The sequence below is a fragment of the Caballeronia sp. A2-2 genome, assembly GCF_057612605.2.
In genome coordinates, this window is record NZ_CM172588.1 from 1,309,113 (window position 1) to 1,335,844 (window position 26,732).

20 protein-coding genes are annotated in these 26,732 nt (G+C 56.0%); 4 read left to right on the forward strand and 16 right to left on the reverse strand.

Annotation, left to right across the window (positions count from 1 at the left end):
* Positions 1-75: 75 nt before the first annotated feature.
* Both ACZCWR_RS22375 and ACZCWR_RS22380 read right to left on the reverse strand, forming a co-directional pair.
* The gene (locus ACZCWR_RS22375; RefSeq protein WP_487303803.1) at positions 76-1,548 is read right to left on the reverse strand and encodes a hypothetical protein; all 1,473 of its coding nucleotides are present in this window, start codon (positions 1,546-1,548) and stop codon (positions 76-78) included.
* Positions 1,548-6,473 carry an AAA domain-containing protein gene (locus ACZCWR_RS22380; RefSeq protein ID WP_487303804.1) on the reverse strand — a complete coding sequence of 1,642 codons (4,926 nt, stop codon included), beginning with the start codon at positions 6,471-6,473 and terminating at the stop codon, positions 1,548-1,550. The genes ACZCWR_RS22375 and ACZCWR_RS22380 overlap by 1 nt, the downstream gene beginning before the upstream one ends.
* A gap of 541 nt (positions 6,474-7,014) precedes the next feature.
* On the opposite strand from ACZCWR_RS22380, the gene ACZCWR_RS22385 reads away from it, so the two are divergent.
* On the forward strand, positions 7,015-7,290 hold the full coding sequence (locus tag ACZCWR_RS22385; RefSeq protein ID WP_487303805.1) for a hypothetical protein: 276 nt from the start codon (positions 7,015-7,017) through the stop codon (positions 7,288-7,290).
* A 591-nt stretch (positions 7,291-7,881) separates the two neighbouring features.
* On the opposite strand, the gene ACZCWR_RS22390 is transcribed toward ACZCWR_RS22385, so the two are convergent.
* Positions 7,882-9,666 carry a tetratricopeptide repeat protein gene (locus ACZCWR_RS22390; RefSeq protein ID WP_487303806.1) on the reverse strand — a complete coding sequence of 595 codons (1,785 nt, stop codon included), beginning with the start codon at positions 9,664-9,666 and terminating at the stop codon, positions 7,882-7,884.
* The gene (locus ACZCWR_RS22395) at positions 9,663-10,331 is read right to left on the reverse strand and encodes a hypothetical protein (protein WP_487303807.1); all 669 of its coding nucleotides are present in this window, start codon (positions 10,329-10,331) and stop codon (positions 9,663-9,665) included. The genes ACZCWR_RS22390 and ACZCWR_RS22395 overlap by 4 nt, the downstream gene beginning before the upstream one ends.
* A gap of 228 nt (positions 10,332-10,559) precedes the next feature.
* On the opposite strand from ACZCWR_RS22395, the gene ACZCWR_RS22400 reads away from it, so the two are divergent.
* Positions 10,560-11,063: a hypothetical protein gene (locus tag ACZCWR_RS22400; protein ID WP_487303808.1), complete on the forward strand. Its 504-nt coding sequence runs from the start codon at positions 10,560-10,562 to the stop codon at positions 11,061-11,063.
* Between the two features lie 503 nt (positions 11,064-11,566).
* Here ACZCWR_RS22400 and ACZCWR_RS22405 read toward each other — a convergent pair.
* From ACZCWR_RS22405 to ACZCWR_RS22455, 11 genes are all read right to left on the reverse strand, one after another.
* Entirely contained in the window at positions 11,567-11,881 is a 315-nt protein-coding gene (locus ACZCWR_RS22405; RefSeq protein WP_487303809.1) for a cyclic-phosphate processing receiver domain-containing protein, read from the reverse strand.
* A gap of 342 nt (positions 11,882-12,223) precedes the next feature.
* On the reverse strand, positions 12,224-13,285 hold the full coding sequence (locus tag ACZCWR_RS22410; RefSeq protein ID WP_487303810.1) for a maleylacetate reductase: 1,062 nt from the start codon (positions 13,283-13,285) through the stop codon (positions 12,224-12,226).
* A gap of 39 nt (positions 13,286-13,324) precedes the next feature.
* Positions 13,325-13,621, reverse strand: a complete 297-nt coding sequence (locus tag ACZCWR_RS22415; RefSeq protein WP_487303811.1) for a Dabb family protein — start codon at positions 13,619-13,621, stop codon at positions 13,325-13,327.
* Positions 13,622-13,628: 7 nt separating this feature from the next.
* Entirely contained in the window at positions 13,629-14,852 is a 1,224-nt protein-coding gene (mmsB, locus tag ACZCWR_RS22420) for a multiple monosaccharide ABC transporter permease (RefSeq protein ID WP_487303812.1), read from the reverse strand.
* Positions 14,830-16,368: a multiple monosaccharide ABC transporter ATP-binding protein gene (gene mmsA, locus ACZCWR_RS22425; protein WP_487303813.1), complete on the reverse strand. Its 1,539-nt coding sequence runs from the start codon at positions 16,366-16,368 to the stop codon at positions 14,830-14,832. Before mmsA ends, mmsB begins: the two co-directional genes overlap by 23 nt.
* Before the next feature lie 96 nt (positions 16,369-16,464).
* Complete coding sequence (gene chvE / locus ACZCWR_RS22430; protein ID WP_487303814.1) at positions 16,465-17,535, reverse strand: multiple monosaccharide ABC transporter substrate-binding protein; 1,071 nt, start codon at positions 17,533-17,535, stop codon at positions 16,465-16,467.
* Between the two features lie 96 nt (positions 17,536-17,631).
* A complete protein-coding gene (locus tag ACZCWR_RS22435) occupies positions 17,632-18,720 on the reverse strand; it encodes a Gfo/Idh/MocA family protein (RefSeq protein ID WP_487303815.1) in 1,089 nt (362 codons plus the stop codon).
* 24 nt (positions 18,721-18,744) lie between these two features.
* Positions 18,745-19,737, reverse strand: coding sequence for an inositol 2-dehydrogenase (iolG, locus tag ACZCWR_RS22440; RefSeq protein ID WP_487303816.1), 993 nt, complete (start codon positions 19,735-19,737; stop codon positions 18,745-18,747).
* A 39-nt stretch (positions 19,738-19,776) separates the two neighbouring features.
* Positions 19,777-20,655, reverse strand: a complete 879-nt coding sequence (locus ACZCWR_RS22445) for a sugar phosphate isomerase/epimerase family protein (RefSeq protein WP_487303817.1) — start codon at positions 20,653-20,655, stop codon at positions 19,777-19,779.
* A gap of 67 nt (positions 20,656-20,722) precedes the next feature.
* The gene (locus ACZCWR_RS22450) at positions 20,723-21,643 is read right to left on the reverse strand and encodes an intradiol ring-cleavage dioxygenase (protein WP_487303818.1); all 921 of its coding nucleotides are present in this window, start codon (positions 21,641-21,643) and stop codon (positions 20,723-20,725) included.
* A gap of 133 nt (positions 21,644-21,776) precedes the next feature.
* Positions 21,777-22,691 carry a LysR family transcriptional regulator gene (locus tag ACZCWR_RS22455; RefSeq protein WP_487303819.1) on the reverse strand — a complete coding sequence of 305 codons (915 nt, stop codon included), beginning with the start codon at positions 22,689-22,691 and terminating at the stop codon, positions 21,777-21,779.
* A 393-nt stretch (positions 22,692-23,084) separates the two neighbouring features.
* Here ACZCWR_RS22455 and ACZCWR_RS22460 point away from each other — a divergent pair, with 393 nt between their 5' ends.
* Positions 23,085-24,128: a LacI family DNA-binding transcriptional regulator gene (locus ACZCWR_RS22460; RefSeq protein WP_487303820.1), complete on the forward strand. Its 1,044-nt coding sequence runs from the start codon at positions 23,085-23,087 to the stop codon at positions 24,126-24,128.
* A gap of 86 nt (positions 24,129-24,214) precedes the next feature.
* On the opposite strand, the gene ACZCWR_RS22465 is transcribed toward ACZCWR_RS22460, so the two are convergent.
* The gene (locus ACZCWR_RS22465; RefSeq protein ID WP_487303821.1) at positions 24,215-25,399 is read right to left on the reverse strand and encodes a porin; all 1,185 of its coding nucleotides are present in this window, start codon (positions 25,397-25,399) and stop codon (positions 24,215-24,217) included.
* A 517-nt stretch (positions 25,400-25,916) separates the two neighbouring features.
* Here ACZCWR_RS22465 and ACZCWR_RS22470 point away from each other — a divergent pair.
* Positions 25,917-26,240: a DUF4148 domain-containing protein gene (locus tag ACZCWR_RS22470; RefSeq protein ID WP_487303822.1), complete on the forward strand. Its 324-nt coding sequence runs from the start codon at positions 25,917-25,919 to the stop codon at positions 26,238-26,240.
* Positions 26,241-26,732 lie beyond the last annotated feature (492 nt).

Here is a 26,732-nt window from a genome sequence, read left to right on the forward strand (position 1 = left end):
TCGATTAGGACTCTATTCGCCTACTTCCAGCGCTGCAGCATCGCCGCGCGGTAAGTAATAGCCTGCTTGATTACTTCAAGCACTGCAGTACCGCAGAAAACCAAGGTGTTCGTCGAATGTGTCGACCACGTCGCTTTCCTCCGATTTCTGCCGCGACTGAGCTTTTCCAACGTAGCCGTGTCCGCTAGCGGTTGAATCCATGAGCAATACCTGCGCTTCCTTTATCAAATCCGGCGCGCTCGTCACGAAGCCGAAAGGGACCAGTGCCGAGGAGTTACCAGGCGGCGAGTAATGAAACAGTACAACTGCCATCCTTGTAGGAACAAAAAACACCTCTACGCGCGCTCCCATAACGTCGCCATCAAAAAAATGGACCTGTTTGTCCCTCCCCTTCTCTCTTGAGCTCCAGAACCTCGGCTCGAGAGACCACGTTGTCTCACGAGTACCGGGGCAGAGAATGTGGATGTGCTCAACTGCCCTCTTTTTCGGCTTGGATAGCTGCGGCAACTGACTTTGCAGTTTCCAGTAAAAGGTATCGAAAAGAAGAGTGCGGCCCCAAAAGCTGTAGTCCGGAATCATCCACGCGGCGGAAGTAACGAACCCGGCCGGCGTATTCTGTTCTGCCTGACTCACAGCCGCGTTTAGCCAGGTCGAGATTACGGTCTGATTCTCCGGCATGTACAGATTGCCCAAAATCGCCTGCGTGTGCCCCGGGTAGGCGACACGTTTAGTGATGAAAACGTCCCTCAGATAACGAGAAAAGTCAAACCCTTGTCGGGAAAGATATTGGCCGATAACCTTGTCATCGAATCGCTCAACAAACTCATTTAACCAGCCGGTTTGCGCGCTCAACGGTCTCCTCAGCGCATCGGAAACTGAGGCTTCCACTGTGAGCCGAAAATCCTCCGCTGCGTCGTCGTTGTACGCAATGGAACGTTCAATCTCGCAATCGTCACGCAGGGAAAAAGAGACCTGTAGCGGCATATCGAGGAAGCGCTTGCTCTGGATGTTTGACATCTTGTAAATATCCATCTTCTCCGCACCCCGCTCCCGCATCCGGAGAATCTTCTGGAAATGCTTCTGGTACGCTTGCTCGGCCAATTTCGCGCTCGCGCCAGTCTGCTCTTCAGACACATCAAGCGCAAAAGCGAAACCAGGAGCCTTCCCTTCACTTCCACGCTCAATTGGATTGAACGAGAGCAGGTCGAAGTCCACAATGTCGGTCCGGGACTTGACCACAGAAAAGCGCGGAAGGTCGTCATCCGTGTAGAACTTCGAGTCGGCGTATTCAGTGAGTCGGACGAGTTCCCCTTCATAAGCTATCAAGCTCTGGTCCTGAAGGGAGCTCAGGATGAGCCGAGTCTCACGCGACGAGAAGCCAAAATACGCTGCAATCTCCTCGCTTGACAGACCGTCGCATAGTCTTATTAGACGCAGCACAAACTCTGTGACTTTCGGTAGGCTTTCTTCGACAGTAACGGACGCGTCGATAACGAAGCGTCGCGCGGGCACCGAGAAGGTGATTTGATTTATCTGAGCGTTTTCCATTACACCGCCTCCTTAAAGCGCCTTGCGTCCAATCGTTCCACCATCCCCTGCTCCTGCACGCCTTCGATGTGCTTGAGCACCTTAGCCAGAGGCGACTCTTCATTCTTCTCGCGCCACATGCTCGACGCACCCACGATTATCAGGCGGTCCATGGCTCGCGACATCGCCACGTTCAGTCTGTTCGGGCTACGCAGGAAGCCCTCCCGACCCTTGGGATTATTCCGGACGAGTGACAACAGTACGACGCGGTTCTCTTTTCCCTGATAACTGTCGACGGTGTCTACCTTGACCAGTGAACGAAGTGCTCCGAGCCAATCGGCGCGTGCTAGCTCGCGCTCAATTTCTTTCACCTGAGAGGCGTACATTGCGACGACGCCGATAGGAGCATCTCCTGGCTTCACATCTGCTATGAGCTCGTCAACGAAGCGCTCGGACGTCAGGATTCGCCGAAGGACGTCGACAATTAGGCGCGCCTCAAATGGATTGTTGCGCTCTTTCTTTCTGTTGTTTTCCCAGTCGGACTCGTATCCATCGCGACCGACGCCGCTCGTGTCAACCCACAGGACCTGCGCCTTGAGCTCCTCGGGAAGTAGGCCGTAGTAGTCCTTTGGCCCGGGCCGCCCCTGTTTCAGGACTTTTCCGCGCGGTTTATAAAAACATTCAGAAACAAGTGTACCGATAGCCGGGGCCATTCTGTACTGCGTCAGCAATGCAGCGCCCACCAGGTCGCCATATTCAGATTCGAACGCACGCTCGAAATCGCTATCAAAAACATCGGACTCGCGGGCGACCTTAAGCCGGCGTGACATTTCGGCTCGCAGTTCATCCCGGAAGAACGGAGGCAATTGGAAGTGGTCGCCAACAAGCAATATCCTGCGACCCACCTGCATGGCAACGGCAAGCTCAGATGGAGTAGCTCTTGCAGCTTCGTCAACGATTACCCAGTCGTAAGCGTTTTTGGACACGCCGAGATTCCATCGGCCAACGCCGACGCACGTTCCCGCGACAACTGTGCGGGTTTTAGCCAAGAACTCGGCGAAATTCCCGCTTCCGGAGCCAAGCACCTGCACCCATTCGATGGACACTCTGACGAGTTGCCCAAGTCGTTCGACCGCAGCCGGGTTTTTGACGTTATAACGGGCGGTAAGGTCGGTCTCCACCACCGCCAGGATTACGCCTAGCTCTGCCGAATCATTGATATTCGCTGCTCGAGACGCCAGAGATATGAAGGCCTCGGTACGGCTTCGCAGCCTATCGGAGACTGCGCTCTTGTCCTCTTCGTCTTTTGTCGCCTCGAGCTCTGACGCAAACGCGGAGACCTCCTGGTAGAGCCGCAACAGTGGCGTCATGGTTTCAACGTAATCGTCTACGAAATCCTTGTTAAGTGCAAGACGCGAACTCAACGAGACGATTCGACTTTTAATCTCACTTCGGAATCTCTCACGAAATGATTCTTGCACCGCCGAGACCCCAACGTGCCGGATGGGTTCCGACAGCACACCGTCCTCTCCCAGTCTGACGACCTCCAATGGAATCCGAGTACGTTCGGAAAGGTCGAGGACTCTCTCGAGCGCGTTATTTGTCGCCTCATGCGATTGGCTAACCAGCAAGACGCTTTGCGCGGCCTGCTTGCTCACAACGTAGTGAATGAATGCCGCGATGAAGGCTGTCTTTCCCGTTCCGGGAGGACCTTGAAGGAGACTGACGGGGCCGTTGGCACAAAGCTTCTTCAACGCTGCCTTCTGGTCGTCATTCAAGGAAAAGATTCTGGCCTCATCTTCGAAGATGTCGTAGACCTCCAGCTCTTCGTCCTTCGGTTCAGAAAAGCGGACAACATCAGAACTTGTTGCGCTCCGCTCGAAGTAGGCATAGAGGTTGGGAATCACTGAGCGGCGTGCCAGAATTCTTTCGACCGCGTCCTGCCGCCGGATGTACGAAGAACGGTCCCGTCTTCCTTGCAGTGTGAGCCTCGACCCAATCGAAAGTCTCAGCGATAGACGTTGATTCGCAAGAGCGACTTCGGACCCGTTAGACAGCCTGTGCTCGAGCGTTGCAACCTTTCTTGGCTCATCTGCACCGATGTCCTGAAAAACGTCCACCTCTTCATCGGGAGCGTATTCGATGGGACTATTGCATCGATAGGGTACCAGCAGAATGCCGGCGCGCTGCGGGTGCGGCCGTGATGGCCCGGTAACTTCCAGTTCAGGAAGTGCCTCGGCCTCGGCCTCGATAAGGTTTTGCCAAATGACCCTCGTCGTTACGGCCGTGCGCTGTTTCGGTGCCGCGTCATCGGATTCGTCCGCACCGTCGTCGGCTTCCGCCGAAGAACCCTGTTCAAAATCAGAGCCGGGTTGCCATGGAGCGGACTCGGTGTACAGCGCGCCGATAAGTTCCTCTGCGTCATTGACCGCGCCCTGTGAGAGGACAATCTGCCCAGGAAAGTGCGTGCCTTTGAACGCCCGTCGTTGGAAGGACGCGTGCGTGAGTTTCTCAACATCGAGCTTGCGGAGCTGTTTGGTTTCCCTGTCCACCCAAAGCCTAATCTGCAGGCCAGGACCGACCACATGAAATCGGTCATCGCGTCCAGCGCCACGCCCTTGCGCTTCGATGTAGTAGCCACCGTTGTCGGAAATCATTGGCCCAGCCTGAATGCCGGGTGGAAGATTTGCGAACGTGACAAAAATTGCCTCTTGCACGTCAGGCGCAGGCGGCGCAAGAGCTTGCTCGATGGCTTCTGCGACCTTTACAAGTGTCAGGATTGCGGGTTGACTCCTGACACATTGCGCAAGTGCTTCATAGACCACTGGAACCGGGAGGTCGCCCGACTCAACGGACTCGCTGGTCGCGCGAACGATTTCCGATAGCACCATGACAATCGCATAACGGTCACGCTCCTCAACGGACAGTCGTTGGTAATTCGCTGGCGCATAGGCAGTGGTGATGACCGAGTCATCACTACCTTTGAAGTCGGGTGTGTCGATGAAAACGACAGCGGGCTTTTCCGCTTCGCCCTCTGGTATTCGGACTAGGACGTTGGCTGGATGAATATCGCCGTGGCTGATACCTGCTGCGTGCAGGCGAGTTATACCGTCCACAAGCGCTGCCGACAACATTAGCCGCTCTTCCACCGAGTGTTCGTCAGCCAGCCACGCGCGAAGGGTTGGCAGGTCTAGCCACTCTCTTGCGTACAACAGTCCTCGATTGTTCAGTCCGACATCGAGAACCCTAGGAAGCAGTTCGCTCGGACTGACTTGAATTGCTTTGGCTTTTTCTAGGAATCGCAGTAGTGCTTGGTTGCGTTGCGGCTTCTCCGAATCAGGCTTGACGCCATACCAGACTTTCAGCTGGCATTCGACGCCGTCCAGTTCTGCCCTGACGAGTTCAGCGCCGCCCCGCTCAATGGGCTCATCCAGCTCTTCGTAGTCCTTAACTCGCGTCCTGGATTGAAAGTAGTCGAACGCAGATAGCGGAACGGTAGGCTCGATAGCCTGAAAAGTAATGTCATTCAAAGCGTCGAGCATCTCGCTCGCATTCGCCCAGCGGTTGTTCGTTTCCCAGTTCAGGGCACGGCCGAACCATTCCTCAAGCGGCTGCAGTTCATCTTCGTCTTCGGGCATGTTCCACTTGGGCAGACCGTCGTCGGTTTCCGGTGATGTGCCGAAGAGAATTAGATGAACCACACATCCGAGCATGAAAACGTCGCGATGAAACGGTGTTGCAGTTTTGTCGCCGAAGAAGTCTTCTGGCAACTTTGTTTGCACTGCGCTCAACTGTTCCTGCAGGCTGGACAGCGTTTCCATTTGCGGGAAATATGCCGCGACAAGTCCGGAAAGGCGCAGACTTTGCGGTCGCTCGAGCCAAACACAATGGTCGCCGATATCACGGTGGGCCACACCGAGCTTGTGAAGCTCCGATACTTTCGAAATAAGGACCTTCGCCAGCGCAAGCCGGTCACTGACAGAAAGCTTGTTACGATATGTCTCGACGAATTCGAAAAGTCTCTTTTGCTTGAGCGGCAGCTCAAACAATTCGCAATGGTCGCTCGTGACCTCGTCGGCCGCAATTACTGCAAGGGGGCGAAGCAAAGTCCCCTCAAGCTCATCAGTCTTGCTTTTTACGAAGCTATACACGCGGGCTTCACGTTGCGCAATATTGACCCAATCCTCCCGGGTGCAAGCTGCTGTCCCGAGGGTCTTGAAGTCCCACCGCCTCAGAAGTGCTTTGGCGTTCGGGTCGTCTCGATTAAGGGCCCGATATTCTCGATATACGCTGCTCGGATGTCGAAAAATCTCCGCGCCGTCGACCTTATAGTTTTGCCATGAGAAATCCCGGGCCTTTATGTGACTCGAAGCCTGGAAGAGAAGGTCAAATTCCTGTATGCGCTCCAATGGAGAGGGGAATTTCCAGTCAGGTCTCGCCCAAGCCCCGGCAAGAGGGAGCAACCGCTGATAGGTCGATTTGTCGCTAACGCCGAGAAACTCCTCCAGTTGAAGCACGAACGGCTTCTCGTCAGCCGCAAGAATTGGGCTAGGTGAATTGCCACAAAGAACGACTCGACTATCGACAAAAACGTTGTGACCGTCCTTGATTGTCCTCTCCAGGATGCTTTTAAGGATTTTTGCCTTGTCGTTATTTTTTTTTACGGGAGATGTGTCAATTCTATCGTAATCGTCTTTCCGTGGACGTTTCAGATACCAGTAGCCGTTTTCTGACTTGATTTGACCGTTCCAGCGCTTCAACTCAACAATCAGCACGCGGTCGTGAGTTATTATCACCAAGTCAATCTCCCTTCCGAGCCGGCCCTTTTCCACCAGCTCCAAGGAAGCATACGCTCGCCATTCTCGGGGAAACTCGTTTGAAATGCGGTCTACCGCATATTTCTCGGTTTCCTGTATTCCCGTCTTCGGAAGTATAAAGGTCTTCATTTTTGCTTGTTCTAGAAGTTTGGCACACACGGTCGCGCGTGACCGCGACCGATATAAATCAAAGAACCATTCCGGTCAGCCGGAAGATTGGGCACCGCAGGGATAAACGCAGCTTCGAGCTGAGAGATTTCCAAGCCGGGTCATAGGGAAGAAAGTTGGTACGGACTTGGAGCGGCCCTTGCCGGCCAAATGGACGTGTCCGTTGCCGCCGCTATACGCGACAGCGCGGTTCTGCGTGTCTATCAACGCATGCTGCAACGGCATGATTTTCCCCGGCTCGCCCAACTCCTTATTGTCTGCCTATTTTAGCGAAAGGATGTCTTGCTGCACACGGCAGCCAGTGCTGTCGCGCGAAGGCAACAGGCCAGTTTTGGTCGCCCTTTTAGGCGTGCGGTCACGTAGGGCTAAGTACGTGGTTGTTTCTACATTCCGCTCGCAGCGGCAACATCATCGCCGCTGAAACTGCGAACGCGCGAGCGTCCTGTGTTGGTTCGCATCAACGCACGGTATGTGAAGTTATGACGTCACCAATGCGAGCAACTTGCTACGCAAAACGCTCAGTGCTTCTCGATTTCAGCAAGGGGTTGACCGGCGCATTCATCGACTGCAAGAGGTCGTGGAGGATGGCGTGAAGATTCGTGCGCCGCGCCCGCAGTTACAAGAGATTGATAAGACGGGATGCAACTGGCAAATGAGCAATTTTGGAAACGCGGTCGGTCTTGAGCGCGACATCGAAGGTGTGCTAAAGACGATGCGTGCGGAATACAACCTCAGTCCGGAAGAAGCCAAAGAGAAAGTAGACCCCTTTGGCCATTAGCAATTTGATAGGCGGGTCACCTACCCCATCCGCGCGGTAGCGCTGCCGCACCGCCTCGAGCGGGTCGTGAAGGTTGATGATGACAAGGGCGAGCTCGAACAACGAGCTGCCGGACCAAGTGAGAATCCAGACAGGAGCTGGGACTTCATCTCCGTTCGGTTGGACTCAAAGTAAAAAACCCGCAAAAGCGGGCTTTTTAACAAACGCAAAACTCAGGAGCAATAGCCGCCGTTATGATGCGAACCAGTGCCGCCGTGAGGGTGTTCGCCCTTCGGGCAAGCGTGAGCAACGTTCACAATGCAAAGCAGAGCTACGACGATAGCGACGATTTTTTTCATTGATTTCCCCAGTTGTCGTTCATCGGCATTTTGAGCACCGACTGTCACGGTGTGACGTCTTGTATATCGGCCTCCCGGCCTACTGCTTGATAGCGATTGCCAGGAGCGCCGTGAGCACCACACCTGCTGGATTTTTGGTTGCACCACAACCTCCCCTTTGCTTTTCGAGTCAACCCTGACGCCCAGCCTGAGCATCAGAGTTCGACGTCCAGCGCTTCTGTACGAGGGAGCAGACGCTCTTTCTCGTTGCCGCCTACAGGCTATCCGGTCTCCTGTTCTCAGAGAACCACGCGATGCTATCGGTGTACATCTGCAGGACTGCCGGGTCCGTTTCCACCTTCAACCGGTCATTCAGGAAGTTCATCGTCTTCTGCTTGTCGGCAGAGAACTGATACGCGAGCCACATCGCATCGAGAGCGTGCTTTCTATCGTGCATCTTGGCGAATGTCGCAGCCAAGGGAGCCCAAACGCTCGTCCGCCGCGGGTTAATCGTCAAGGCTACGCCCGCCGCGTTAATCGACTGGTCAAGACTGCCGGCGACCGAATAGGCATAGGCCAGATTGCTCTGAACCTCCTCGTCACTAGGGTCCGCCACTGCCGCGGAAGACAGCAGCCGCACTGCATCGCTCGCGTTATTCGCATTCAATGCAGCAAGCCCATCCGTATTGAGCTTGCGAGCAGCGGCACGGTCTCCACGCATCGGTCTAGCGAGCGATGCCATGGAAGTGGCCGCGGCCATCGCAGCGCTCAGATTCTCGGAACTAGCTGCGTTCAACATCTGGACGACGCAAGCACTAGCGGTTGCGCATCCAGCCGCAGGCGTGGAGACGCTGACTGGCTGCGAGGGCGCGGGGGCACCGTCAGTGCTGGCAACTGCGGGGGCATTCGGGTGCGCAAAGCTCGGTGGGTCATCCTTCTTGACCAAGACATACTTGCCTTTCGCGTATTGATACACGTGGTCAGCGATGTACGTCTTCTGCTCCGGAATCGAGTACGAGTAGACGACTTTTACGTCGTAGTGGTGCGGGTCCTTCCCTTTCAAGAAGGTCGTACTCGCCTCCACCGTCTCCATGTCCGAGCTTCCGGTGTCGTAGTCGGAAATCACGGTTTCAAATTTCTTATCGGCACCTTTCCTCAAAAAGATGTCAGTCGACGACGTTTGATACCCTTGATGCATGTCGTGGCCTGCCACGATTAGGGCGTAGCTATCGTCGCCGGCCGGAACCCATTTGAAGTCATCCCCGATTACGCCCATCGCACCCATAGATGCAACGAAGGGCTCGGTCGACTCAACCTTCCAATCTGTGCCGTTTTTCACGAATGTCGCCAGTCCCAAGAGACCGGTGCATGCGTGGCAGCCACCATTCTCCGGAACAGCATTTGTGACGAGGAGCTTCTTCTGCTGTCCGCCCTCGGTGAAATCGAATGTCGCCAAAGCGGTGACGTTCATAGAGCCGCCTGGCGTCAGACTGAGGTTCTGGGCCCAAGGCAGATTTTGCGGGACAGACACATCCGTCCACAGCGCCGCCTTTTTTTGCTCGTCGTAAGGGCCGTAAAGGACTTCGAGCGCCGCTGCTTGGCCGAAATCCCCGTGGACCGCGCGGGACGTCAAAGCGATTGTGCAAGCTGCAGTCATAAGCTCGCTCATGCCGGGCTCCGATTTCGCAGCTACACGGGTGTCATTGCCTGGGTATTCCTTGAGCGCAGTCCCGTCGTCGCGATACTGAGTGCCCGGAAGACGGCGCGTGGAATCACGGCAGTTCGTCAGCGAATCGAAGCGCGCGTAACCGCCCGGGAACGTCTTCAGGGTGTGGATGAGATATCCACCTTCGCTTCGCTTAATATCGCTGTCGTTGAACCAAAGCTGCGCGGCGTCGCCCGACTGTCCCACTTGGGTGTAGCCAGGGAATTGTTGCGACGGAGCAGCAGCAGTTGGCGTGGATGACTCTTTTCCGCAGCCCGCGAGAAAGGCGCTAGCGGAGACAAAGGCGGCAAGTGTCAGACCGCCGCCCATAGCGCGCAAATGTGCCGATTTCATGCCGTCTCCAACGCACTTTCTTCCCGAACACGAGGTGCGACGCTTGAACGTGCAGGAGCTCGGGTATTGCGCTCAATAGCGAGAAGCACCAACACCAGACTAAACAGTGCAATCAGAAGTAATCCGGCACCGGCCGCAGCGGCCGCGATTTTCAGCGTTTCCCACTTACGAGCTTGCGCTGAAGCCGCTTCATCGTAACGCTCAGCCTTGGTCTTCATATAGGCATTGATTGCCGCAAAGGGGTCAACTTTGTTGGACTCTGCCGCTGCGACTACTGCGCCAAGTTCGTCCAAATAAGTCTGGCGTTCATTTGCCGGCACATGGTCCAGATGATTTTTGATGATTTGTGCGTTATCACCGGATACGTATTTCTGAAGAGAGAACGGAATCTTGTAGCCGTACAGTGGGCTGGCTTCAGGTTCTTGATTGACCGGGGGCTGCGCACCTTGAGGCTGTCGTGGCGCATCGGCAACAGGCTCAGGCGGCTTAACTTGAGCAATGATTTCCGCAGGGGTGACCCGTGTCGGAACGTTGTCATTCCAAACAGAAGCTGCATAGATTGCTATAGCAATGATTGCAAGAAGGGGCACGCTCACACACACGAGCGCGACTGCGCGGGTAATGTTGAAAAGCGCTTTGCGCTCAAATCCTTCGACGACGCTCATTTAGACTCCCGAGGTTTTTGTTCTGGCACCGTTACAAATAGACGGCGCGTCAGAGAGGATATCGACTCAATGTGCGCAGAGCTTTAGAGGTAAGCGGTTAATTTATTCGAGACGGTCGTACCGGTACAGCAGGAGCCCGAGGGCTTTGGCCTTCACGAAACTGAGACGACAAGATTGGTAACATTGCGAAGTCGCAGCTACTGCAATCAAGGAAGGTGAAGACAGCGGATGGATATTTTTTATCACTCGCCGAATTTCGAGCAAAATGTGAAGGCCGCCCAGGTCGGCGAATTTGGATTCAGCGGCCCAAAAATAGTCGAACTCTCGCAACGACTTCCGAAGCGTGTCTGGGTGTTCAAAACGCCGCGAGGCAAGAAAGGCTCGATTCAGTTGATTGGGTCGCTGCTGGTCAGCGACGAGCCGACTGTCGCGGTAAGCAGTGAACATCAGCACGTTCTCTTCTACGACGTCTTCTCGCCCGAATCAGTGATGTACACGGATTCAGCGACGCCTGAGCGCATAGAAGAAGTCTCCGCTTACTTTCAGTATCGCTGGCGCGCTGTCTTCAGTTCGGCGTTCAAGGGAGATGCGGCGCTTCAACCGTTGGAGACAAACGTCTTGCGCGGGTTGGAGGCCATGGTCACAGGGTGGGAGACCGTGCAGGTGCTCGAGCGAGTCAGCGACAGAGGGGCCGTACAGCCTATCAACCCATTCGCTCCCTCATCGACCTAACATATCGGTTGGGCGACCCCGAGGGGTAAAAGAAAGGCCGCCAAGAGCGGCGGCCGAACGAGTGGGCGCGTTCTGATGAACGCACATCCAGTCTATCGATATTGAAGAGCAGCGTTCAAGCGCCGCGGCGAAATACTCTATTACGACGACGGACCGTCAGATAGCAAGTGAAACGAAGGCGCTCGTTGTTGCTGCCATGTGCTCATCGAGAATGGCACCAAGGCCTAGCTCAGTGCATCGACTTACGTGCAAGAAGGCCATCGAGCGCATCTCGAGCTGCTTGCAATTCGGCGATAGCGGCAGTCAGACGTGCTAGCGGTAGCGTCGGCGCTGCAGCGTCCGTCGTAGCATTGAAGCGTTCCTCGAGCGACGCAGAAGCAGATTGGACCTCCCGCGCCGCGGCGGCAACTCGCTCGACAGCTGCGGCTTCTTCGCTCTTGTTTCCAGCTTGTCCCATATTGGCTGCCGTTACTTCGATTGGTTCCCCACTCCCGCTCAGGTCGTTATCCGGCAGAGCCGGAATGCTGTTTGGCGGCAAGACGTTCGATTACGAGCACCCCTGCTTGCATCTTCTCACGCGCGGAACTGTTCGCGGAATGCACGACGATTTTCGGTGGTCGGAAGCCTCGAAGCGCTACTGCTTCTTCAATCCAGAGAACCACGTCGTATCCTGTGCCACGTTCATCGTCGCCGAGGTCGTGGTCAAGACTCAGTTCTGTGACCCCGCCGGTCTCAAGCAACCTTATCGCTTCCTGCGGCCAATACACTCGGAACCATCCTTGAGGCGTTTCGCGCTCGTCGTCGAGAAAAACCTTCATGCTCCAATGCCGAGTTCGGATTCATCGAACGCTTTGGAGGCAACTCGGGGTTCGGCACAGCCGTGGCAGTAGACGGCGAGCTCGCGTTCTTCGACGATTCGAGCAGAGACGGGGCACGGCTCCCAGGCGTCTTCGTACTCAGCCATGCTGACAGCGACGTGACCATTCGAACGGTCGACGGAGCGGAGGCATGACGAACATGGCACGATGCGGCCGGCATCTGGACACGGTGAGGTCAAAGTCGAAGTAATGGCCGCTTACGCGTAATCGGCGCACTCATGTCCGCAGAAGTCGCTGAGCTGGTAGTCAGCAGAAACGAAGAGAACTGCACCGAAGAACAAATCAAGCAGACGGAAGTGCACCCTCCCAAGCGCGCTGCAGGAGTGCTCGAAGCGGCTTCTCTTCAATTGGGCGGGGATTCCAGTAGGGATTCGAGAGGGCAACTTCACAGGCCCGGTCCAAGTCGCTTTCGTTGAGGCCAATCTCCCGCAACCCTTGTGGAACACCAAGCTCTCGGTTCAACCGATACAGACCCCCGGGTGCGGAGGCGACGTTCAGGGCTCTCGCAATCCGTTCCATTGCATCGACAGCGACAAGGCTGTTGTACGCAAGCGCGTGCGGCAGAACAATCGCATGCGTTTCGGCATGAGGCAGGTTGAATGTACCTCCGAGGGTATGACAGAGCTTGTGATGAAGGGACATCCCTACGTTGCCCAACACCATACCGCACAACCAGGCACCGTACAGACATTCGCTACGTGCCTTCTTGTCTTTCGCATTGGCGTTCACGCCTCTCAGTCCGTTGGCAAGCGAGCGAATGCCCTCCTCTGCCATCAGGGACATCACGGGATTGCCATCTTGAGCATAGAGTCCTTCTGCCGCATGAGCGATGGCATTCAGTCCGCTCACAATCGACATCTTCAGCGGGAGTCCCATGGTCAGTTCCGGGTCGTACAAGACTGTCTTGGGAATAACCCGTGAGTCGCGGCCAGTCTTCTTAAGCCCGTTTTCCGTTATGCCATAGATTGGAGTCATCTCCGAGCCGGCATAGGTGGTCGGGATAGCGATAATCGGCAGCGATGACTCCAATGCAATCGCCTTACCCAAACCAATCGTGGACCCGCCACCAATTGCGACAGCGCAATCAGCGCCGACCTCCTTGGCGTGCTCGCGCGCACGTCGAGCATTCTCAATGGGGACATGCATTTGAGCGCCATCGAAAACCCCTGCGCTGGACGGCCCGAGAAGGCCGGAGACAATCTCGGCCTGGGCATTTTGCTCCGGTGTGCACAGCACAAGCGCCCGGCGTGCGCCTAACGCCTCGACCTCCTGCTGAATCATTTTCATGCTTCCAGCACCGAATACAACTCGGGATGCCTGGTTGGTGTAGGTGAATTCATACATGTGGTTGGCTTCCGGGTCCCTTCAGTTGTATCGGCAGGCTCAGACGTAGTCGACTTGGTGACGGGCGATACGGATATCCCCCACCACTTCCTTCACTCGCAGGTGCTCAGGATGCGAGGCATAGGCGTCCAACGACTCCTGACTGGCAAATTCGGTGTAGAGCACAACATCGCAGGCGTAATCCACTGCGCTAACGTCGAGACCTACTTCGAGTTTCGTTAGTCCGGGAATCTTCCCGGCCAAGCTCTCGAAGGCCGACTTCACTAACTCCGCAGCCTTCTTCTTCTGCTCGGGCGTGTCGCCTCGAACGTTCCACATCACGATGTGCTTGACCATAATTGAATTACACCTTGTTCTTGTTGTACACATCGACAAAGACCGCTGCGAGCAGAACGATGCCTTTGATGACCTGCTGATAGTCGACACCGATACCCATGATGGACATGCCGTTGTTCATCACGCCCATGATGAACGCGCCCACGACTGCCCCGACGACCTTGCCCACACCGCCCGACGCAGATGCACCGCCGATGAAGCAAGCTGCGATGACGTCGAGTTCGAACCCGGTACCGGCCTTCGGCGTGCCGCTATTCAGTCGCGCGGCGAAAATCAGGCCGGCCAACGCGGCGAGAATGCCCATATTGACGAAGGTGAGAAAGCTCACTGCCGGTACGCTGACGCCTGACAGACGTGCTGCCTTCGCGTTGCCGCCCACTGCATAGATACGACGTCCAATGGTTGTGCGATTCATCAGGAAGGTGTAGACGCCAATCAGCACGCCCATGATGACCAGGACCGTCGGCAAGCCGCGATAGGATGCAAGCACGTAACAGAACCCGACGATGAGCGCCGTAAGCACGATATTCTTGGTGACAAACATGACGAACGAGCCGCTTTCCACGCCGTGTTTTGCTGCACCGGCGCGATGCCGGAGTTCAATCACAAAGAAGAGCACGCCTACGAAAGCGCCGAGAAGAATTGAGGTGAAGTGAAGCGTCTGACCGTGAAAGAAGTCGGGAATGAAACCCGAACTCACCGCGCCGAAGCCCTCGGGAAACGGACCGATGGATTGCCCCTGAAGCACGAGGTTCGTCAGGCCGCGGAATACCAGCATGCCAGCCAACGTTACGATGAACGACGGCATGCGCCAGAACGCAATCCAGTAGCCCTGCACCGCGCCAATCAGCGCCCCCGCTACGATACAGATGATGGTTGCCCATACGTAGTTGACTTCATACTGCACCATGAGCACGGCGGCCAACGCACCTACAAGACCCGCCGTTGAGCCGACCGAAAGGTCAATATGGCCCGAAACGATGACCATCAGCATCCCAAGCGCCATGATGACGATGTAGCTGTTCTGAAGCACCAGGTTGGTCAGGTTGAGCGGTTGCATCAACACGCCATTGGTCGCAACCTGAAAGAACACCATGATGATGACAAGCGAGAGAAGCAGCCCATATTCGCTGCCGACACGCTTGAGCAATTCGAACATTTCGCTTTTCTTGACCTCGGCGCCTTCGGCGGCCACCGGAGAGAGTGCCTTACGCATTTTGAATGTCTCCATTTCGCATGATGGCTCGCATGATGCTTTCCTGCGAGGCTTCTTCTGCGGTTAATTCGCCGACGAACCGGCCTTCATTCATGACATAGATGCGGTCGCACATACCCAGTAACTCGGGCATTTCCGAAGAAATCATGACCACACATTTGCCCGCTGCAACCGCTTGATTGATGATGTTGTAAATCTCGTATTTCGCACCGACGTCGATACCGCGTGTCGGCTCGTCGAGAATCAGCACTTCGGGTCCGGAGAACAGCCATTTGCTGATGACGACTTTTTGCTGGTTTCCGCCCGACAAGTTGCCTACGACGTGAGTTACACCTTGCGCACGGATTCGAAGTTTCTTGAGGAAGTCGGCCGCGACCGTTATCTCCTCGTGCTCGTTGACGACGCCAAGCTTCGAAACACCGGAGAGGTTCGCCAGCGTGATATTTCGCTTGATGTTGTCGTCCAGAAGTAGCCCGTTGCCTTTTCGGTCTTCGGTTACGTAAGCGAGCCCCGCCTTGATGGCCTTCTTGACCGAGGACGTATCGACCTGCTTTCCGTGCATCAGAACATCGCCGGTGATGCCCTGGCCGTACGTTCTGCCGAAAACACTCATGGCAAGTTCGGTGCGCCCTGAGCCCATCAACCCGGCGATACCGACGATTTCACCCTTGCGCGCCTTGAGACTTACACCTTTAATAACGGCACGGTCACGCTGCGTCGGATGCTTGACGCGCCAATCCTTCACTTCAAAAATGATTTCGCCGATGTCGGGCGTGCGCGGCGGATAGCGGTCCGACATCTCGCGGCCGACCATGGCTTTAATGATGCGGTCTTCGCTCACGGCCTCTTTGCTGCAATCAAGCACATCGACCGTCGAGCCATCGCGGATAACGGTAATTCCATCCGCCACGCGCGAAATCTCATTGAGCTTGTGCGAGATGATGATTGACGTCACACCACGCGATTTAAGTTCGAGCAACAGCGTGAGCAGCGTATCGCTATCTTTTTCATTCAAGCTTGCCGTGGGTTCGTCGAGAATCAACAGACGAACTTCTTTCGACAATGCCTTAGCAATCTCGATGAGCTGCTGCTTGCCGATTCCGAGCGTGCCGACCGCAGCGTCGGGAGAGTCAGCAAGGCCCACCTTGGAGAGCAGTGCCTTCGCTTTCGAACGCGACACTTGCCAATCGACGACGCCGTGCTTCGATTGTTCATTGCCCAGGAAAATGTTCTCGGTAATTGAGAGCATGGGCACCAAGGCGAGTTCTTGATGAATGATGATGATGCCCACCGCTTCGCTATCCGAGATATCGGTGAACGCGCGTTCTTGTCCGTCGTAGAAAACCTCGCCTGCGTAGGAGCCATGCGGATAGACACCGCTCAAGATTTTCATCAACGTCGACTTGCCCGCGCCGTTTTCGCCGCAGATGGCGTGAATCTCACCTTTTTGGACTTTCAGATTCACGTTATTCAGAGCCTTGACTGCACCAAAGCTTTTCTGAATACCGCGCATCTCCAGAATGGTTTCCATGGTCAACTTCCTCCGATTGGTCACGCTTGGGGCGTGCCTGCGTGAAGCAGAGGTTCCGTTGGAAGGCTCTGCCTCACGCGCCCACTTTCAGCTTGCTTACTTGACTTGAGCCTGCGTGTAGTAACCACTCGTGACCAGTTCCGCCTGATAGTTGGCCTTGTCCACGAGAACTGGCTTCACCAGATAGGTCGGAACAATCTTCGCGCCATTGTTGTAGCTCTTGGTATCGTTGATGGTCACCTGCTTGCCCGTCAGCGCGTTGTCGACCATGTCGGCGGTTACGCCCGCCAATTTGCGGGTATCTTTGAACACAGTCGAAGTCTGCTCACCCCGGGAGATGCTTTTCACGTTCTGGATGTCAGCATCCTGGCCCGTGATGATGGGCATTGTTTGCTGACCCGAGCCGTAACCCACACCCTTGAGCGACGAGATGATGCCAATCGCGAGCGCATCGTTCGGTGCCCAGACTGCATCGAGATGGTCCTTGCCGTAGAAGGCGCTCAACAAGTTGTCCATCCGCGCTTGGGCGGTCGCGCCGTCCCAGTTGCGCGTGGCGACTTTTTCGAAGGCAACCTGTTTGCTTCGAATCACAAACTTGCCGCTGTCGATATAGGGCTTCAAAATCGACATGCCCCCTGCGTAGACCATGTGGGCGTTGTTATCGTCAGACGAGCCTCCGAAAATCTCGATGTTGAAGGGCGTCTTGCTGCCGGCCTTTTGCCACGCGGACACAATGCTTTGTCCTTGCAGTACGCCGACGCCGTAGTTGTCGAACGTCGCGTAATAGTCGACGTCCTTCGTCTGGCTAATCAGGCGGTCGTACGAGATGACCTTGATGCCCTTCTTTTGCGCGAGCGCCAGTGCATCGGAAAACGTCTTGCCATCGATAGGTGCGATGACCAGAGCCTTAACACCCTTCGCGAGCATGTTTTCGACCTGGTTCACTTGCGTCGGAACGTCATAGTTTGCGTACTGCAGGTCCGACGAGTAGCCCTTAGCCTTCAGCGCATCCACCATGCTTTTGCCGTCCGTAATCCACCGGGATTCGGTCTTGTCGGGCAGCGAAATGCCGACGACACCTTTATCCTGTGCGAACGAAGTTTCCGTCGTGGCCGCGAAAGCGGCCGATGCCGCCAGAACCATCACAACACTCTTCAAGATTTTCATGACACTGTCTCCTGATTAGGAATCCGTATTTATGTTTGGGCTGTAAAAAGCCTGAAATTACGAGCTGACGCCTTACGGCGTCAGCCATTCGAATCTTCAACCGATTAAGACCTCAGCGCCTGCTTCTTTGGACGAAGCGAACATGGCTTCGATAACACGGCTGATGTTGTACGCTTGGGTCGCGGAAACAACCGAAGGCGTGCCATTGCGCAGCGCGTCGATGAACGCGGTCGACTCGCGGTCGAAATACACGGGATTACCGATTTCAGCGATGTCGGGTGAGTATTCCGTTTTCTTCGTCGCCCAGATTTCCGGAAAACTGGTTTCCTGCCATTCAGTCCAGCCTTCCGGGTGGTCGCCCTTGCCCGCGTCGTAAATCTTGTAACTCGAGGGCAGCGAGCGCGATGACATGATGCCCTCCGTCCCGTACGCTGTGATGTCCCAGCTTTCGGTCCACGACAGAACGTCCCACGACATGAAGTCGACGGACACAATCTTGTCCTCGTAATTCAGCACGGCGCCTGCCGCGTCTTCACGAGATTCGTCGCCATGGAAGTTGGGGAACTTCGTGATTCGGGCGTTGACGGAGCGCGGCAAGCCGAAGTGCAGGAGGATACGGTCGATGAGGTGGCAACCAATAACAAAAACAGCACCACCGATGTCGCCCGGTTGAGTCATGTGCGGCGTACCCGCCTCATCGTGCGAGCAGCCACCATGCGCGCGCACCTGAACGACTTTACCGAGGCGACCGCTCCTGAGCGCCGCCTGCATCGCGTCTACCGAAGGTGCGAAGCGCCAGCAGTACCCTACCTGCACCAGTCCTCCGGTTCGCTCGACCGCTTCGACGATACGCTTCGCGTCTGCCGAGCTGCGGCCGGCCGGCTTTTCGCACAGGACCGCCTTACCGGCCTCCAGTGCTTCGATGGTCAGCTCTGCCATCTTCTCGCTCTTCGAATGAACGAGCACAACATGAACATTCTCGTCGGCGAGGATGTCTTCCTTCGAGCGGGCTTCGAGGCCGAGCGCATCGACGAACGGTGTCAGAAGCGGGCTCGTATCCCATGCGCCGAGCATCTTCGCGTCGCTGCGACGCTGAATCGCCTTGACTCGCCCTGACGTGTGCGGATGCGTGATACCAAGACATGCCACGCCGAGCGTTTCGTTGGGGCCAATTTTTCGCGTCATGACTTATCTCCTCCAGATTCGCAGTTAAACCTTGACAGCCTTGCCCGTCAGCGCAGACTCGAGCGCCGCATCGGCCAGCCGCAACGCCTTCAGTCCATCCTGAACCGACGTGGGCAACGGGGAATTCGTGTTCAGTGCATCGACGAAGGCTTCGAGTTCCGCCTTGTACGCCTCAACGTAGCGTTCGAGGAAGAAGTTCAGCAGCGGCTCGCGTGCATCCGTGGCATCCGTCGACCAACGACGAATCGTTGACGGCCGAAGGTTATCTTGTAAGAGCATGCCCTTGGAGCCCGACACCTCCATGCGCTGGTCATAGCCATAGACCGCCTCACGGCAGCAGTTGATGTGGCATTGCTTGCCCGATGCAGTGCGCAACTGAAGCATCACCGTGTCAAAGTCGGTCAGCTTCTCCAACGACTCGTCGATGAGGCGGCTGGCAATGGCCATCACTTCCACCGGCTCTTCGCCTAACAGCCAACGCGCCATATCGAGGTCGTGAATGACCATGTCGCGGAAGATGCCACCCGAGTGCTCGACGTAGTCGCGCGGAGGCATGCCTGGGTCCCGGCTCGAAATGATGACTTGACGCACTTCGCCCACATCGCCCGCATCGATTGCTTTGCGGAAAGCTTGTGAGGTCGGGTCGAAACGGCGATTGAACGCAAGCATCACACGGCCGCCCTGGCGCTCCACTTCATTCGCCGCTGCGAGTGATTTTTCCATGTCGAGGTCGATGGGTTTCTCGCAGAGCACGGCCTTGCCACGCTTGACCGCTTCGAGCATGAACGTGATGTGCGTGTCCGTCGGCGTGCCGATGACAACCGCGTCGATATCCTTGCGCTCTAGCACGCCTGCCGGGTCGGTCGATGCTTCGCAACCCAGCTTGGTCGCCAGCGAGTTCGCTGCGCTTTCAACCGGGTCTGCAACGACGACGAGGGTTGCGTTCGGGCTTGCGGCCACATTTGCAGCGTGAATGCGACCGATGCGGCCTGCACCGAGAACAGCGATTCGAATCATGTGAGTCTCCAGAGTTCGGATTTTGTTTACGTCTGAGTGTCAGACAGCGGCAGCGCTTTTTTCCGAGAACTGCGCCATCGTGGTGTCGTAGGCGCGCTTTGCCATCTCATCGAGCGGAAACTTTCGATGCACCTCAGAGATAAGTTCCACGCCGTAATACGGGAGCATGCAACCGGCCTGGTCGAGCGCCTCGACGAAGGCACGGCAATCGCCTGCGCCCTCGCCGCAGAGTTGGCGGTTGAATGTGGAATCGTCGAACAAAGAACCCTTGACGGTCATGCCGACATCGTCCATCTCCACGCCCTTGATGAATCGCGCGGGGATTTGCGCGACTTCGCTGTATGGCGTGTTGGCGCGAGCCACATGCCAGTGGTCGACCATCAAACCGCCGTTTTGCTGGTCAGCGCCGCCCGCGACTTTCAGTGCATCGGAAACATTGCGAATCGGCGAGAAGGGCATGAACTCGATTGCCACTGTCGCTCCCACTGTCGCCACGTCCTGGCAAAGCAGCGCGAACTCGTCTGTCATCAGCGCAAAGTCGGCAGGATTCTTGTCAAAAGGGCTAGCGCCGATTTTCAGGTTGCGCATACCCAACTCGCCGCCGAGTTCGATGAAACGGCGTCGGCAGTCGTCCGATTTTGCGCGGGCTTCGCCCTCCATGTACCAGTCCATCAGTATTTCGAGTTCGAAATACTTCATGCCTGTGTCGTCCAGAATCGCCTTTACGCCCGAAAGGCCATATTTCTGGATGCTGTACTCCAGGTCATCGAGAATCAGACCGACGCCACGCCAGCCAGCGCGAGCCGCTGCTTCACAACGGTCGAGAAACGGGAACGGACTGATTTCGTTCGTTGCACACGGGTAGACGTCGCCGGCAAGTGTCCAGTACGCCGCCAGCAGTTCTTTCTTCGCGCTCATGTGTAGTACTCCTGTGTCTCTCGATTTCGTTGATTGCTTGAACGGCACGCTCGTGCGGGCCAAACGATTACGCGATTACCCGCGCAGGCTTGCTGGCTGCCGCAAGACTAAAGTCCCACGAGACAGACCAAAACGGCGATTGCAATCCGACACGATTCGCCGCTTCAGAGTCTTCAATTTTTTTGAAGTCGGCAATGAGTTCACGCTTGACACCGAAGACAGCGTCTTCAGGTAGATACGGACAGTCAGGCGTGAAGATGTGCGTAATAACCGCGTCGAATCCAGGCGCCGTCACGATGAAGTGCAAGTGAGCAGCGCGATTCGGATGGCGCCCCATGGCGCCTAGGAGCTTGCCGACGGGGCCATCCGAGGGAATCGGATAATGACGGGGCTTGACCGACTTGAACCAGTAGCGGCCATCGGCTTCAGAATGGAACACACCTCTCAGGTTCGAGTCCGGCTGAAGGCCTTTTTGCTGGACGTCGTAGAAACCGTCATCGTTGGTCTGCCAGACTTCGAGTGTGGCGTTCGGAATCGGGTTTCCATCGATGTCGGTAACGCGACCTTCGACGACCATCGATTCACCCTTTCCGTCCAGGCAAATGTTCGTGCCATTCGCATATTCAGGGGCATTGGGAACGTAGAAGGGCCCCAAAATCGTGTTCGGCGTAGCGCCACTCGGACGACGATGATTGATGGCATCGACCAGCATCGACACGCCGAGTATGTCCGAGAGGAGAATGTATTCTTGACGCCAATCGGTACACATCTGCCCCGTCTCAGTCAGGAAGCGGATGGCGGCGAACCACTCTTCGTGGCTCGGCTCGATTTCTTTGATTGCAGCATGCAGGTGCTTCACGAGCACCGACATCACTTGGCGAAGACGGGGGTCGGCCTGCTCGCTCATGCGCGCATTGACGACCTCGGCCGAGCGTGCTTCTTCGAAGTAAGGCGACGAGGAAAGAACTGCAGGTGATTCGCTGTGCATTTGCGTGTCTCCATCAATCTTTTCTGTAGCTTTGAATGCAGTCTATATTCGCCGTAGCTGGCAAAACAGAGCTATAAAGGGAAAGTCTTTCGCGCTGAGTGGGAAGAAGTCGCGGCAGTTGGCGAACAAAGGCTTACGCCGTCCAAAGACGCTCGTAGTCGTTCTGCTGGAACTGCTCGACGAGAGCATCGATGAACAAGCGCACCTTCACAGGAAGGTTAGCGCGCGTCTGGAACGCGATATTGATGGTCAACCTCGGTAGGTCCCACTCGTCGAGCACCGGGATGAGCCTGCCGGCCCTGAGGTCCTCGTAGATGATGTATTTGGGTTGTACCAGGATACCCATGCTGTCGAGGGCCGCCACGCGCAATATCTGACCGTCATTGGACTCGACCAATGGCTTGACTTTGACGACAACGCTGTCGCGACCCCGGGTGAAGGAGAGCTCGCGCGGGTTATCTGCGAGCTGGTAGTTCAGCAACCGGTGCTTGGCGAGTTCTGCGGGAAAGCGAGGTCGCCCGTTGGCCTCGATATAACCGGGCGAGGCCGCGAGAATTCGTCGCGTCGAGGCTAGACGACGCACTGTGATGTTGCTGTCGGGCTCAAGCACTTTTGTGCGAATCGCGACGTCAACGCCGTTCTCAATGATGTCGTAGTAGCGATTGGCCGCGATGACTTCGACTGATATCTCGGGGTAACGGGCCGTGAAGTCAGGAAGCATCGGCGCTATATGGAGCATGCAGAAGGACAAAGATGCGGTAACCCGAAGCACCCCGCTCGGGCGCACCACTGCCTCCTTGATGACTGCTTCCGCTTCTCCGAGGTCTGCGAGGATGGATTTACAGCGTTTGTGGAACTCAGCGCCTGCTTCAGTCAGATAGAGGTTGCGCGTCGTCCTTCGTACCAGCTGAACGCCGAGGCGTTGCTCCAACGAAATCAAATATCGGCTCGCCGCCGAGATGGATAGGTCGACCGCCTCGGCGGCTCGGCTAATGCTGCCCGTTTCCGCCACCTCGACGAATAACTGCAGCTCTTTAAACTGGTCCATGCCATTGCACCATAACGCCTGTCTCCGCCCGCTTCGTCCAGATAGGCGGGACCGTGCGCGACCATCTTGATTAGAATTCTTCGTCGCGTTGGCATCAATGATAGGTCAGGCATCCCCTCAATGGTCCTCAAAAACGCATCAAAAACACATCAAACATACTGGCCTATGCTGGACTAGAATTTCTGAGTTTGGGTACTTTTCAAGGGCGCACAGGGCGTTTTCGGCCTTTTTGTCTGATATGTCGCCCTATAGCACAGGTTTTCGCAAAAAAAACTATAACTCCGTTTGGTGCGCGTTCTCCAAGGCTCAGCCTGTAGTCGGTCTCTGCGTTAATATTGCACAAGATTCTCCGTAAACATCAGCAATCGCATCAAGACGCCTCAGGAGGCCGACTTGGCCCATCGCTTTTTGATTAAGGAAATCGCGCTTCAATCAGGCCTTGGTGCTGCCACTGTCGACAGGGTTTTGAACGGACGCGCTCACGTTCGGGAACATACCCGCAAGCGCGTGGAGCAAGCAATCAAGGAACTAGAGAAACAGGAGCTCAATTCAGCCACGACGGGAAGAAAGCTTTCTGTGGACATGGTCGTTGAAGCGCCCCAACGCTTCACAGACGAGATGGAAAGCGCGCTGCTTACCGCTCTGCCAATGTTGCATCCGGCCGTTGTTAGACCCCGTTTCACCGTACGCGAAACGATGAAAACGTCGGAAGTCGTAGCTGCCTTGCGTTCCATTGGGCGCAGGGGCAGCCACGGTGTGCTCCTCAAGGCCCGTGATGTTCCAGAAATAGCTGAGGCTGTCGGCGAACTTCAACGCCAGGGCATTCCTGTCGTCACCCTCATCACGGATATCCCGCTTTCCGGACGGATTGCGTACGCTGGCCTGAACAACCGAGTTGCGGGGGCCACGGCAGCCTATCTTCTTGGACAGTGGTTAGGCTCGCGACCTGCGCGGGTCCTCATTACTATGAGCGACGACCAATTCAGAGGCGAAGAAGAGCGTGAGATAAGTTTTCGCCGGGCGTTGCGGATTCGTCATCCGCAAATCCGGTTAATCGATGCCAGCGGTGGCCAGGGACTCGACCAACATACCGAAGAGCGTGTTCGGGAAGTCCTCAGCGACGGAACAACCGTCGACGCGGTGTATTGCATGGGGGGCGGCAACAAGGCAATTCTCCGTGCGCTGGAAAAACAAAAGAAACCGCCTGCCTGTTTCATTGCACACGATTTGGACAAGGATAACGTGCCCCTATTGCAGGAAGGCAGAATACAGGCTGTCTTGCACCATGACCTTCGTCAGGATATGCGTTGTGCGTGCGAGCACATCCTGCACTTCCACGGGATGCTACCTGCTGCTGCCGTCTCGCCTTCGTCGTCCGTCGTCGTGGTCACGCCTGAGAATATTCCCGAACACATCGCGAGTCGCTTTCGCGCTTGAGCTGCCACCGGCAGCATCAAGCACAGGCTAACGAAAGTTACGTGGGTTTAAGTCCAGGTCTACGGCGCTTGGAGCCTCAGTTGCGCTTAGAATTGAGTCGCAAGGCCAGCGATTACACCGAATTGACTCTTCCCGAAATTGGGGTTCGTGCTAGACGGGCTCCCGTTGACGGGGTCGTTGTTAGTGTTCGCGCCATACAGGCCACTATCGAGTCCAACGTTGGACGATGAACTGTTTCGGACGTAGCCCAGCTCCGTGTAAAGCAACGTTCGCTTGGATAGCGAATAATTGGCGCCCAACGTGTACAGGGTTGCGTTTCCATTGCCATTATTGGCGTTCGCGTGGTACACCGCGCCCGTGATGGCGAAGGCCGGTGTCGTCTGCCAGGTCGCGCCAACCCACTCGTGATTGACGCTCGTGGGCAGACTTGCTCCCGCCGGAAGCGCCGAGGCCGCCGCCGTGCCAAAGTATCCTGCATTCGATGCGTCCGGCGCGCTGAGGTGTTGATAGCCGGCGTAAGCCGTCACCGGACCGAACGTGTAAGTAAGGCCAGAGAGAATGGAGCGAGAGGCAAGATACACATTGCTGAACTGCCCGTTGCCATCCCGTACCTCATCATAAGTCGCTTGCCAGAAAAGGCCTTTGTTCCCATATGAAAGCTTTACACCATCCGAGCGCCCCTGGGAGCTGCCAAGACCACTGGAACTACCAAGCTGCCCTGGCGCGCTTCCCGGATTGCCTGCATTCCAGGTGGGAGAATTGGTCAGGTCGTACTGCCCCTGCAAAGTAAAACCGGCAATGGTCGGCGAAAGGTATTCGACGCCGTTGGCTGCCTGAGAGAAAATGCGGCCGCGAACCAGCGTGCCAATTGCATACTTCTTCGTTTGCTGTGGGTCCACATCGCCAGAATACTGGCTGATTTCGGCAGACCCCATGTTGCCAAACTTGATTTGCCCCCACGTATCGTTATGAAGTCCCACAGTTGCCTGACCTTCGAAAAAGCTTCCATTTGCAAAGCTGCCGTTCATCGTGTTCAGCCGGGACTCCAACTGAAAGATGGCATGCGTGCCTCCGCCGAGGTCCTCTGCACCCTTAAGGCCGAATCTGGACTGCGCCCATCCGCCGCTCTGTGCACCGAAGACGTGGCCCTTGGGTTGATTTGTCTCGTACACAACGCCGTTATCCACGATGCCGTACAGGGTGACGCTGCTTTGTGCTGTAGCGGTGGCCGTGGCGGACAACGCAACCACACTGAACAAAAGCTTTTTCATGCCTATCTCCGTTAATATAGTTGTACTACGTATAAACGAATGAAGTCCTTCGTTTGTGCCAGCGCTATCCTCCACTCTTAAGCGTGGCAAACATCAGTTTTCCACCGGACCTGCTGTGACCAGCATCGCTACCTTGCATACACCCACGTGCAAAGCGAGGCACATGCTGCGGACGACCTATGCGTGAGAGCAAGCGACGAAAAGGGTGGCCTTCGTGCTCACCGCGCAGAACATCTCTTTTGAAATTTTGGCCGAGTTTATATTCCCCATTCGCTCGAACAAAGAGCGCGAGGGAGAATCTCTTTCGCGGTTTCAGGGAAAATGAAGCTCTGCGCAGACGTGCGGTGGCTCTTAAGGAAGTAGCTGGGCAGCCGTGTCGCGTTAACCCCCGTACCCGTTCTGCGTCCCTTCGATTACGGTTCGGGCGTATCGCTTCGAAAAGCTGGTTCCAGGTCAAAAGAAATGCAGTTTGCAGTGGAGCGAGCTTTGCTGTTCAACTACCTATAGGGAGAAATGCATGAAGTCCAAGCACCTGTCAGTCTTTGCTGTGTCGGCGAGTCTCGCGTTAAGCCTATGTTCGTTGCCGATAACGTCGCAAGCGCAAGGGGGAGCAAGCGATAGCGCAGCCGCTGGTGGCGCGATGTCTAAGCAGGAGATGAAAGCGCAAAAGCAGGCTGACCGCAAAGCACGCCGTGCGAAGAAGAATGCTGAACTCAGCAAGTTGGAGAAAAACGGATACAACCCCGGTGGCAATCAAACAAACTACCCGCAGAATCTGCAGAACGCGGAGCAGAAAGCGGCGGGCCAAAAGCCGACCAACGCTCCAGCCGTCGCCCCTTGAAACGCGCTATGCGCGATTTTGACCGCCCGCCGAGAGCTTGCTCTCGGTAGCGCGACATCTCAATCGCGCCGCATAGCCAAGGGCAGGACGATGCATCATTTAAATTGAACTTGCTGTCACCCTCAAGTGGTCGACGTCGAGATGGCGCGAGCATCTCCACTCATAGCGCGCAACTTGACGAACCCAACCCGTAGATTGAATCTAATGCATCCGTTTCCGAGAAAGCAAGCCGTCCAGTGCGTCCCGCGCAGCCTGGAGTTCAGCTATTGCGGCAGTCAAACGAGCGAGGGGTAGCGTCGGAGTGGTCGCAGTGGTCGCGTCGTTAAACCGCCCCTCAAGTGACACCGAAGCGGTTTGGACTTCTCGCGCAGCAATCGCAATGCGCTCCACAGCGGCAGCTTCTTCGCTTTTGCTCTCTGTTTTCCCCATCCTGCACCTGAACGTTATATCCAGTGCAACAACTATCGCAAAGAGCCCGTCTCGCCTCCTTTC

Bases quoted from the DNA above. Each gene is read 5' to 3' on its own strand.
- mmsA (WP_487303813.1), bottom strand. From the start codon at position 16,368: ATGGAAACCATTCTGGAGATGCGCGGTATTCAGAAAAGCTTTGGTGCA.
- chvE (WP_487303814.1), bottom strand. From the start codon at position 17,535: ATGAAAATCTTGAAGAGTGTTGTGATGGTTCTGGCGGCATCGGCCGCT.
- iolG (WP_487303816.1), bottom strand. From the start codon at position 19,737: ATGATTCGAATCGCTGTTCTCGGTGCAGGCCGCATCGGTCGCATTCAC.
- ACZCWR_RS22395 (WP_487303807.1), bottom strand. From the start codon at position 10,331: ATGAGCGTCGTCGAAGGATTTGAGCGCAAAGCGCTTTTCAACATTACC.
- ACZCWR_RS22445 (WP_487303817.1), bottom strand. From the start codon at position 20,655: ATGAGCGCGAAGAAAGAACTGCTGGCGGCGTACTGGACACTTGCCGGC.
- ACZCWR_RS22455 (WP_487303819.1), bottom strand. From the start codon at position 22,691: ATGGACCAGTTTAAAGAGCTGCAGTTATTCGTCGAGGTGGCGGAAACG.
- ACZCWR_RS22450 (WP_487303818.1), bottom strand. From the start codon at position 21,643: ATGCACAGCGAATCACCTGCAGTTCTTTCCTCGTCGCCTTACTTCGAA.
- ACZCWR_RS22465 (WP_487303821.1), bottom strand. From the start codon at position 25,399: ATGAAAAAGCTTTTGTTCAGTGTGGTTGCGTTGTCCGCCACGGCCACC.
- ACZCWR_RS22435 (WP_487303815.1), bottom strand. From the start codon at position 18,720: ATGACGCGAAAAATTGGCCCCAACGAAACGCTCGGCGTGGCATGTCTT.
- ACZCWR_RS22390 (WP_487303806.1), bottom strand. From the start codon at position 9,666: ATGAAATCGGCACATTTGCGCGCTATGGGCGGCGGTCTGACACTTGCC.
- ACZCWR_RS22415 (WP_487303811.1), bottom strand. From the start codon at position 13,621: ATGGTCAAGCACATCGTGATGTGGAACGTTCGAGGCGACACGCCCGAG.
- mmsB (WP_487303812.1), bottom strand. From the start codon at position 14,852: ATGGAGACATTCAAAATGCGTAAGGCACTCTCTCCGGTGGCCGCCGAA.
- ACZCWR_RS22410 (WP_487303810.1), bottom strand. From the start codon at position 13,285: ATGTATGAATTCACCTACACCAACCAGGCATCCCGAGTTGTATTCGGT.
- ACZCWR_RS22405 (WP_487303809.1), bottom strand. From the start codon at position 11,881: ATGAAGGTTTTTCTCGACGACGAGCGCGAAACGCCTCAAGGATGGTTC.
- ACZCWR_RS22470 (WP_487303822.1), top strand. From the start codon at position 25,917: ATGAAGTCCAAGCACCTGTCAGTCTTTGCTGTGTCGGCGAGTCTCGCG.
- ACZCWR_RS22375 (WP_487303803.1), bottom strand. From the start codon at position 1,548: ATGGAAAACGCTCAGATAAATCAAATCACCTTCTCGGTGCCCGCGCGA.
- ACZCWR_RS22380 (WP_487303804.1), bottom strand. From the start codon at position 6,473: ATGAAGACCTTTATACTTCCGAAGACGGGAATACAGGAAACCGAGAAA.
- ACZCWR_RS22400 (WP_487303808.1), top strand. From the start codon at position 10,560: ATGGATATTTTTTATCACTCGCCGAATTTCGAGCAAAATGTGAAGGCC.